This window comes from Chryseobacterium sp. X308 (assembly GCF_020733145.1).
GTDB classification, from domain to species: domain Bacteria; phylum Bacteroidota; class Bacteroidia; order Flavobacteriales; family Weeksellaceae; genus Chryseobacterium; species Chryseobacterium cupriresistens.
Map to the genome: position 1 here is coordinate 1 of NZ_JAJFZH010000049.1, position 6,674 is coordinate 6,674.

Annotated in this window: 7 protein-coding genes; 2 read left to right on the plus strand and 5 right to left on the minus strand. The window is 32.2% G+C overall.

Translation table 11 applies throughout. The features are described from left to right. The first annotated feature begins 735 nt into the window (after positions 1-735). On the plus strand, positions 736-1,173 hold the full coding sequence (locus tag LIV57_RS22720) for a transposase (protein ID WP_227944432.1): 438 nt from the start codon (positions 736-738) through the stop codon (positions 1,171-1,173). A 161-nt stretch (positions 1,174-1,334) separates the two neighbouring features. On the opposite strand, the gene LIV57_RS22725 is transcribed toward LIV57_RS22720, so the two are convergent. The 4 genes from LIV57_RS22725 to LIV57_RS22740 all read right to left on the minus strand — a co-directional run bounded on the left by LIV57_RS22725 (position 1,335) and on the right by LIV57_RS22740 (position 4,523). Then, positions 1,335-2,072, minus strand: a complete 738-nt coding sequence (locus LIV57_RS22725) for a hypothetical protein (protein WP_227944433.1) — start codon at positions 2,070-2,072, stop codon at positions 1,335-1,337. A 172-nt stretch (positions 2,073-2,244) separates the two neighbouring features. Then, positions 2,245-3,651 carry a LuxR C-terminal-related transcriptional regulator gene (locus tag LIV57_RS22730; protein WP_227944434.1) on the minus strand — a complete coding sequence of 469 codons (1,407 nt, stop codon included), beginning with the start codon at positions 3,649-3,651 and terminating at the stop codon, positions 2,245-2,247. Positions 3,652-3,737: 86 nt separating this feature from the next. Beyond that, positions 3,738-4,181 (minus strand): hypothetical protein, encoded by a 444-nt coding sequence (locus tag LIV57_RS22735; RefSeq protein ID WP_227944435.1) that lies wholly within the window; start codon positions 4,179-4,181, stop codon positions 3,738-3,740. A 141-nt stretch (positions 4,182-4,322) separates the two neighbouring features. Next, positions 4,323-4,523, minus strand: coding sequence for a hypothetical protein (locus LIV57_RS22740; protein ID WP_227944436.1), 201 nt, complete (start codon positions 4,521-4,523; stop codon positions 4,323-4,325). Between the two features lie 504 nt (positions 4,524-5,027). Between LIV57_RS22740 and LIV57_RS22745 the strand changes: the two genes are divergently transcribed. Beyond that, positions 5,028-5,375: a helix-turn-helix domain-containing protein gene (locus LIV57_RS22745; protein WP_227944437.1), complete on the plus strand. Its 348-nt coding sequence runs from the start codon at positions 5,028-5,030 to the stop codon at positions 5,373-5,375. A gap of 303 nt (positions 5,376-5,678) precedes the next feature. Here the strand turns inward: LIV57_RS22745 and LIV57_RS22750 are convergent. Further along, a partial coding sequence (locus LIV57_RS22750; RefSeq protein WP_227944438.1) for a M20/M25/M40 family metallo-hydrolase occupies positions 5,679-6,674 on the minus strand: 996 nt, incomplete at its 5' end.

Genomic DNA, 6,674 nt, shown 5'->3' on the forward strand with positions numbered 1-6,674 from the left:
CATAAATACAAAAAAACAAAATTATTATATTCACTATATATTGATTAATTGAAATACATAAACAATCAATCATATCGAATTAAAAATCATCAGGAAATTAATTTATATCAATTAGTTTATTGAGGCAGTATAACCAACTGACAAAATTCCTGTTTTTCATTAGATTTTTATGCCCCGGATGATATTATAACGGTAAACTATGAATTGATGTATTTTTGATGTATATGAAATTTTGCTTTAATCATATGCCAGATTTAACTTTGTAACAGTAAAATTTATTAATACAATCTGATATAAAGCACAAAAGAAATATTGAATTGAGGATTTAACTAAAGTTTTTACACAAACAAAAACATATGTTGTAAAACTTTCAGTTCTCAATATTTAATAACAAAATCAGTTTTCATTTTTATAGAAATCTATAATACTGATCAAAGTTGCTACTCCCGTTTTACGGGAGTTTTTTGATCCTATACCATAGAAATTGATGTATCTCTGATGTAGAGCCATTTGATTAAAAAAAAATAATGAATGCTAAATTTGAACAAATGATAAAAAAAATGTTTATCCCTATTATTTTCTCTTCTCAGGTAGGAATTAATATCACCTGTATAGAGCATAGTGAAAATACTCACTATAATCCAAACCATATTGGTCATCCAACCAATAATCATAAGTCCTAAGACTTAATTATTCTTTGCAAAAAAAAATTTTAACTATATAATACCGTTTATTTTGAATTTTAAAAAAATACATATTGGCAGTACTATTAAAGCTAAATTTCAGGAAGAAGAACTGGACATGCAGAGAGCATGCAGTTTCATGAAATGTACTGAATCTGAGATTGAACAAATGTTCCTTGAACAAGATCTGACAACTGATAAATTATTGAGGTGGAGCAAACTGCTGGAGTATGATTTTTTCCGGGCCTACTCACAGCATCTTATCCTCTTTTCTCCTCCCAAAAAGGAAACTTCCCATAAAACTTCCGATAAAAAAACATCTTCTCTGCCAGCGTTTAGGAAAAATATCTACACCAAAGAAATAATAGAATTTATTCTTGAGCAAATTGAAACAGGGAAAAAAACAAAGCTGGAGATAATAAATGATTATAAAATCCCAAAAACCACGCTATATAAATGGATCGCAAAGTATACGGATAAAAATAAGTAGATCAACTTATTTTTTGTAAAAGTTACACTATCACTTTAATGCCAATTTATCATTTATGCTTATACAATAAATTGTCAAAAAATCAACGAAAGAAAATAAAAAAAAACAGACTAAAACTAGTCTGTTTTTTTAATAAAATATAGAAATTAAGAAACTGCACCCTACTTTAATCGTTTTACGGACATTTGAGTAACAGGGCCAGATCCTGTGGCACCTGAGCTTAAATATTTAATAGTTACATTGTCTGTACTATTGGTTACCCTGAATGAATAAGTATGACTAACCAACATAGGAATAGAAGTAAACAAAGTATAGGTTTGTAAACTTCCAGTTGGAGCTGTATACAGATCATTGACACGGGCAACCCAGTTACCGGTTGTATCGTCCCAGATACCTATTACAGGAGATGATCCATTACCGGTTGTTAGCTGCACATTCATTGTCACCTGGTAAACACCGTCAGCAGACACTTTAAATGAATTACCTGCTGTTGAACCCGTATACTGGTTTTCATTATCCACAATCTCATTATTCAGGTTTCCTATAGATACAGTAGTGCTGCCAGCAGAACATATAAAATCATTAGTCATTTGTACAACAATTTCCTGAGCCACCAGAAATTGTCCATTTACTACAATCACAGTTCCTGTAGAACTGGGAACACCCGCAATAGATTGCCAGGTAGGAGCATTACCCGGCCCATTAGACTTAAGAACCTGCCCTGCAGTTCCTGCCGAACCTGCGGTGGAAGCAGTCCCTCCCACATTAAGTTCATTGACAACCTGTAAAGATCCGTTAACATGCAGGGATTTAATAGGAGTGGAAGTATTAATTCCAACTTGGGAATGATAGCATAAGGAACAAAAAATACTGGTAATAAGTACAACTTTCTTTTTCATAATAAATATTGTATTTTTAAATTTTATGCAAAGCTACAATACAACATCTCTTTTATTATATACAACCACATACATCTTAGATACAACATCCAATAACAACATCTATAAAACTCTAGAAATCAACACTTCTATATCTTTAAGAAAACAATATATCTATCACGGTTTACTATTCTCAGCTGTCATCAGAAAGATTTTTAAAGAAAAAGTAAAGATCAACATCTGAAGAAATATTTAATTTTTTCCTGAGTCTATGCTTTTTATTCTGAACAGACCGATGTTCCACAAAAGTATACTGTGCAATTTCTTTTGATGTAAATCCTGCCCATATCATTGCGCAAAAAGCTAAATCAGATTTTGACAAATTAGAATTTATTTCAAGTAATTTTTTAATAAAGTCCGGATATGCTTCCTGAAATTTGTTGAGAAAATTAGGGTCATTTTTTTTAGCCAGCTCGATAATATAATCGTAGGAATTATTAAGTTTTTCCTTTAAGACATCTGTTTCAAATTCCTTTTGTTTTATAATATCTCTATTCTGTTGACAGTGGATAAAGGCTAAAAGTAAAATAACAATAAGACAGAAAACTACACTTTTATAAACAAAAAATACATTCTTCTTTGAAATATCTGCAGATTCTTTTTCCTTTACCATTTCATCGATAGAAATATTGATGCTTTCGTTACAAACCTTGCTTAAACTGTCATTTATCCTTGTATACTTTTCAAGGTATTCTTTTTCTCCCTTCTGGTCATTTAAAATCCGATAAGTACCGGCTATTGTTTTGTATAGCAGAGGAATATTATAAACTCTTTTGGTTCTTTCTAAAATGGCAACAGATTTTGTATAGTACATCAACGCTTTTTCGTACTCTTTTTTTTTATTAAGAAAATTACCATAAAAGTAATAAGTCTGTCCTCTCTGAACATTCCAGTAATCCATTTTCTGTAGTAGTTTCAATGCATTATTCAAATAATACGAAGATGAATCCGGATTCGCTCTATAAACCATATAATGATTCGCTATCAATGAATTAATTACCGGAGTCGATTTTATATTTAATGCTTTGTGCAAATAAACCAGCGAAGAATCATGCTGGTGGATATCATGTAAGAAATCTGCCCTGTTTGCATAAATACCTGATAATACTTCCCTTTCATTACGATTGGAAATCAGCTTACCATAGTAAATAGACTGTGAATTATATTTCAATGCATTTGTGTACAACCCAATAACATAATTAATCTGTCCATATTCGTGATATAGCCTGGCAGATAAATAAGCATCATTGATTTTTTTGATTTTTCTTTCAGCTTTCCGCAGATAATAAAAAGACTCTTTATAGTCACCTATGGTTGCATAGATATTAGCAATATTGATATAACCTAAAATCTCTCCTTTCAGATAATTCTGGTTTTGGGAAATAATAATATATTTTTCATTGAAAGAAATTAATTCTTTTTTTTCACCTCTTATTCTTAATTTCTCGGATTTAATTATTAATGCGCTGTCTATTTGGTCCGGAGTATAATTTTGAGAATATAAGACAGTAAAAATAGACAAATGGGCAAACGCCATCATTAAAAATTGAAATATTCTTTTTATGCTCACGCTGATCATATTGTATATTCAATTGCTGTTTCTTTGATATCAGCAGATAATTCTGCTTATTCCTGTACTTTCTGAAAAATTATTTTTTTTGAATCAGGTTTTTGAATGATAACAATGGTATTGGGGATAGTCATGAAACTCCGCTGACCTCCTTTGATCACTTTATAAGAGTATACTATATTCTGACCTTTCTGCTGAAGGCTGACAGGGATAATCTCCACTTCCAGATTGGTTTTAGGGTAAATAAGAGCAAGTACACTTTCTTTTGAAAAATCAATAGGTGTTGGCTTCCCGCTCATGCCCATTGTTGTTGCAGGCCCAAAAATCTGATCAAATTCTTCCTGTGAAGTAATTATTTTTTCGGTTAAATCTTTTTGATCGGAGATATTTTTAACAAAGTATTTCTTTGCTGATGTATAGGGAATATCTTTTTGAGAAACATTTACAGTACACGAAAAAACTATGAGAGTACTTATTAAAGTCAGGATGAAATTTTTCATTTTTTTCAATTTATTGTGTTAAAAGCTATTGTAATTACTAAAATATACAGTAAGCAGAGCTGGGCTCGGGGGATTAACTTAATTAACTTTAGAGAATATTAAGATGATCCGGTAAGAACACATTCTGTTTCTATAATCATATTATTTTACAGCTTGTAAGGAAGGATAATTTTTTAGCTGATCTGCGGTAATTCTTGATGCAATGATACCATCCCGTATAGCTGGCGTTGAATTTCCTGCTACATCCAGAGTAATTTTAGAATTCGGAGTATCAATCCCGCCCTGGGAATATACATCCAGCAACGATAATACGAGCAAGGTTAATACAATTTTTTTCTTCATAATGTTTTTTGTTTCACAGTAAAAGTATAAAATAAGCGCTATGATGCATTAAATGGCACATACATCACAGATACAGCACAATGAAACATGCATTATTTCAAGCAAATACTCCCGATTTATAGTAAGAGACAACCAACCGTTATCTGTAAGCAATTTTTATATTTTTTGACATTCAAAAAAAGCTGTATAGATGATGTATACAAAATATTGCAGCGTATAGAACAGGACCTATATTTTTGCACAAAAACACAAACTATATACTTTCTATTAACTCACAAACCCTTTAGTTGATACTAAGACCAGGTACTAGAGTTGTAACTGACATTAAAGAAATAAACTATTGTAAAGTTCAAAAACAATTTTACTTTATTATTTTAAATATTAAAAGCATTCTTTTAATTGGTTGAGACACTCTCTTTAATTAATTTATGAACTCTAGTATTCTTTTTTTATTAAATACAGTTCGCTCAAAAAAGAGCTATAAAATTGAAAATTTATATTATTATGTTACAAATGGATCATCACAAGCAATCTCACTCAATGACACCTGATTATAAAAAGATTTATCTTGATCTTGTCGACCTGAAATATCCTGAGAAAAAGGACGAGTGTGCAAAAATTTTATCGAAGAAAAATCTGTCAGCGTTTGATGTAATAGAAATTAACAGAATAATATTTAATTATAACCAGGACATCAAGGCAAATCAGTCTCATCGTTCCTACAATGAAGAAACGATACACAAAATCCTTGAATATCAAAAAAAGAATTATCTTAATAATACGCAGCTGGCCCTGCATTTTAAATTGAGTCGTAATACCGTTGCAAAATGGAAAAATTTATTCAGTATTTAATCAATTCACAGCCTCTATAAATTTATTATGCCATTCATTCCTGATTAAAACGCTGTGCTTTTACTACCTTGTTTAAAGGATGTAATCCGGATAAGAATAACAGAATCTTACCACGTTCCGGTTATACAGTAAGAGATATTCCTGTTTTTAGAAAAATTCATAATAACAAATGCCGTTATTGACTAAAACATATATAACTACAAATACATGTTTTAAGCAATAACGGCAAAAGAATATACCAGAATATGGTATAATATTCAGAGATTTAAAATTAGTCTTCTTTATTGTTTTTCAAATAAAGAACTACTTATAATCTTTAGAACTTCTTCGGGGTTCTTTTACTTCCGGCCATTTTACCGCCTCTCCCTTTTCATCCTGAGGCATTACTCTTTTTTCTCTGTTACTGAATTCAGGATCCTCGGACGCCATATAAGCTAATGCCGCTGTTAAAATCACATTATTTTTCACCTCATCAAAGACGATCTTGTCATAGGTATCTTTCGTGGTATGCCATGTATATCCAAAATACCCCCAGTTCAGAGAACCTAAAGAAATTCCGGGTACTCCTGCTGCCACGAAAGAAGCATGATCGGAACCTCCACCACCAGGCATTCCTGGAAAATCTGTCTTAATGTGGCTTCTTACGGCTTTTGGAACTCCATCAAGCCATCTTCCTACATAATCATAAGCTTTTACAAATCCTTGTCCACTGATGTTAACCACTCGTCCCGTTCCGTTATCCTGATTAAAGGCTGCCTGTACTCCTTTAATTATCTGAGGATTATCAGCAACAAAACCTCTTGAACCGTTTAATCCCTGCTCTTCACTGCCCCAAAGTCCGATGACAATAGTTCTCTTGTTATCAGGATAATATTTTTTCAGAATTCTCATGGCTTCCAGCATGGTAATCGTACCGGTACCATTATCTGTAGCTCCTTGTGCTCCGTCCCATGAGTCAAGGTGGGCAGAAAGAATCACATATTCATCAGGTTTTTCTTTCCCTTTGATCATTCCGATCGTATTAAAGCTTTTGGCTTCGGGAAGTATTTTTGACTGGGCATCAATTTTAATTTTAGGCCGAGTTCCTTTTTCTGCCATTCTGTAAAGCATTCCATAGTCTTCCAAATCAATATCGACCATCGGAATTTTGGTAGTTTTTGCGCCAAATATTCTGTTAGCCCCCATAATACCCGTCCAGTTTGAAATGGCAATACCTGCCGCACCCGCTTTTTCCAATGCTTCAGGAAGGCTGTTATTATCATAGCCGATATTCTTTATATAAGCTGCAAAATCTTTGGC

Coding starts and splice junctions, on each gene's coding strand:
- LIV57_RS22740 (WP_227944436.1), bottom strand. CDS start 4,523: ATGAAGAAAAAAATTGTATTAACCTTGCTCGTATTATCGTTGCTGGAT.
- LIV57_RS22745 (WP_227944437.1), top strand. CDS start 5,028: ATGTTACAAATGGATCATCACAAGCAATCTCACTCAATGACACCTGAT.
- LIV57_RS22725 (WP_227944433.1), bottom strand. CDS start 2,072: ATGAAAAAGAAAGTTGTACTTATTACCAGTATTTTTTGTTCCTTATGC.
- LIV57_RS22730 (WP_227944434.1), bottom strand. CDS start 3,651: ATGATGGCGTTTGCCCATTTGTCTATTTTTACTGTCTTATATTCTCAA.
- LIV57_RS22735 (WP_227944435.1), bottom strand. CDS start 4,181: ATGAAAAATTTCATCCTGACTTTAATAAGTACTCTCATAGTTTTTTCG.